This is a genomic window from Peribacillus sp. P4_C12 (assembly GCF_056402095.1).
In genome coordinates this window covers 1-2042 of the sequence record NZ_JBFUIB010000596.1, presented here as the reverse complement: position 1 = coordinate 2042, position 2042 = coordinate 1, and the positions used below count along the sequence as shown (strand labels likewise).

Here is a 2042-nt window from a genome sequence, read left to right as displayed (position 1 = left end):
TCCTATGCCTTCAATCAACAATTGACATAACGGTCCAACGATCCATACAACGTGTAATTGGAACCATGATTGGTATTTCCGTTATTGTACTCATTGCAAGACATATGAGTATAAATGGATGGAATTTAGGACTATTAATTCTTTTAGGATGTTATATCACACAGTGGTTAAAATTTAACAAAACAGTAATTCATCAAGTCGCACTCACGATATTATTTGTCTTTGTACTTGAACACCAAACGAAACATTATGCCATAGATAGAATGACAGATACTCTGGTCGGTGTAATTATTGCAGTTTTGATACAGTTTGTTTGGTTCCGTCTAATTTTCAAGAGAAAGCAACAAGCCCGATAGAAAAGATTTACACAAATGACGTTTCTTTTTATTAGTCATGTATTTTCAAAAGTTCAGATTTATAAAAATCCCTTCGCAAAACTATGGATTTATTTAATTGAATTAGTGGAAACCTTTTTTGGGGCATTAATCAGGCAGCTGCTAAATCCATTAGAATTAAAATACTGCCCGATAATCACCCGATTAATCTTGAGCTAATTTTGAGTTATTATCCGTGTTTCCGTTCTTTTCTAATTCATATACTCCTCCAATAGCCTGTAATGAGTTTCCTGTAGATTGAAATAGGTTTCCAATAATGTTTTCTGAATGGCCTGGGAAGGGATTGAGCTCGATTCCGTGTCCCACGTTAATAAGTCCACCTAACGCTTGTATCCAGTTACCGGTAATGAATATTTTCTGTGCTGTTTGTTTTTTTAAAGTCAATAACCACCCCAGTAATGAAGGTAGTATTCCCAATTGACTGAAATTCCTCGCCAACCTATTAATAGGTTATAGGTTATAGCCTATGTTTATGAAAATTGATGTTTTTATGTCGTATACGATTCCTCATAACTTACGGCATCATATCCAACGCCCCGCCTCTTTAATCAAAAGAAAAGAAAGATGCCGTCGCGATCATCCCCCTGTTTAATAAAAGCACCCTATTAACTAGGTTAAGTTTTTTGTGACTTGTTCCACCAGTAATTATTGTAGTGTAAACGAAAAAGATAAGAAGCTCCCTATTACAACCTTCACCTTATGTTCATTTTATGTAATAGGTTTCAGGTGCTTATAGGTACTTATCTGATTCATATTGCATGTCGTTATCCCATATAACATTATAGTGATACCTTATTATTCGCATTATATAAAAATTCTTAGGCAATGGGAGGAAGATTCATGGGGAAGTCTGGATTCGTACCTGACAATACAAACATAAAAAAAACAAGTGGAACCCCTAACCTCTTTTTCGACTCGAAGGATAATATCTTCCACGAAAGAGACCCTGAAAATGTTGTATTTACGGTTACTTCGACACAACTTCCTGCAATGGTGGGAGGTGCTTTTAGTGACGTTTATCTTACAAAGGGACATATTCGGGAACCTCATTGGCATCCTAACGCTTGGGAGTTAGATGTTRTWRTTTCRGGTGAAGCCCAAATCTCAMTTRTTGACCCAGATACTAATAAATTGCATACCTATATTGCAAAACCTGGTCAAGTTGTTTTTATTCCCATGGCTTGGTGGCATTGGATTTTACCTAAGTCAGAAAAATTGCATATGCACCTGTTCTTTAACAATGACCTATTTGAATCAGCAGAGGGTTCTAACATGTTGCGACTAACACCACCAGAAGTTTTCCAACTTGCATACGGTGTTGATGCTAACAAAATTGCCAGTGCATTAAATCCAATTAAAGAATCAGTCGTAATTGGACCGCCTATTCCTTTAACTCACCAACCTTTGAACAGGAACACTGGATTTGTCCCTGACAATACAAACATAAAAAAAACAAGCGGAACACCTAATCTCTTTTTTGACTCAAAGAATAGTATCTTCCACCAAAGAGACCCTGAAAATGTTTTATATGAGATAACCTCGACCCAAATTCCTGCAATGGTGGGAGGTGCTTTTGCAGACCTCTATCTTACAAAGGGACATATTCGGGAACCTCATTGGCATCCTAACGCTTGGGAGTTAGATGTT

3 protein-coding genes and 1 pseudogene are annotated in these 2042 nt (G+C 36.7%); 3 read left to right on the top strand and 1 reads right to left on the bottom strand.

Annotated elements, in window-relative coordinates; all coding sequences use genetic code 11:
• The coding region (locus AC1DUW_RS26970; protein ID WP_477643942.1) for an FUSC family protein at positions 1–356 on the top strand (356 nt) is incomplete at its 5' end.
• Between the two features lie 183 nt (positions 357–539).
• Here AC1DUW_RS26970 and AC1DUW_RS26965 read toward each other — a convergent pair.
• Entirely contained in the window at positions 540–779 is a 240-nt protein-coding gene (locus AC1DUW_RS26965; protein WP_236694879.1) for a DUF6944 family repetitive protein, read from the bottom strand.
• A 456-nt stretch (positions 780–1235) separates the two neighbouring features.
• On the opposite strand from AC1DUW_RS26965, the pseudogene AC1DUW_RS26960 reads away from it, so the two are divergent.
• Positions 1236–1778: pseudogene (locus AC1DUW_RS26960) on the top strand (cupin domain-containing protein); the annotation flags it as partial.
• Between the two features lie 21 nt (positions 1779–1799).
• On the top strand, positions 1800–2042 hold a 243-nt coding region (locus AC1DUW_RS26955; RefSeq protein ID WP_477643943.1), incomplete at its 3' end, for a cupin domain-containing protein.